The following is a 545-nucleotide window of genomic DNA, read 5'->3' as shown; positions in this document are numbered from 1 at the left end:
CTCAGCGATATAATCTAAGGTCAATAATTCAGTGGTAATGGGAACTAACAACCCGCCTGCTCCTTCGAGCAATACCACATCGTAATCAGCTTGCAATGCTTCGGTGGCTTCAGTAATCGCTTCAATATTGAGAGGCTGGTTGGCCAGTGCTGCGGATAGATGTGGGGACGCGGGCTTTTCGTAGCGATAAGGACAAGTGGTAAAATCAAGATCGCACGGCTGTAATGGAATCTCCATCAATTGACGGTGGGTCACAATATCATCTGCAATGCCTAGCTCGCCATTTACTTGTTTACTGATGCCCGTTTGTACCAACTTTTGCGTGATAACGTTCACACCTTCTTGCATCAACGCTTTGGCAAGTAAGCCAGTAGCATAGGTTTTACCAATATCGGTATCGATGCCGGAGATAAATAATACACTCATGGTTGATCTCGACTTTCTAAATACGTACGCACCACTTTTAGCAGTGATTGGCATAAGGTCATCAGCTCATCATCAGTAATCACGTAAGGTGGCATGATATACACCAGCTTGCCAAATGG

1 protein-coding gene is annotated in these 545 nt (G+C 45.1%); it reads right to left on the bottom strand.

All coding sequences use genetic code 11. The features are described from left to right. The coding region (gene bioD / locus ACS8FC_RS20255; RefSeq protein ID WP_439298103.1) for a dethiobiotin synthase at positions 1-426 on the bottom strand (426 nt) is incomplete at its 3' end. Between the last annotated feature and the right edge of the window lie 119 nt (positions 427-545).

It is taken from the genome of Psychrobacter sp. 1Y4 (assembly GCF_051847555.1).
This window is presented reverse-complemented; position numbering and strand designations above follow the sequence as displayed.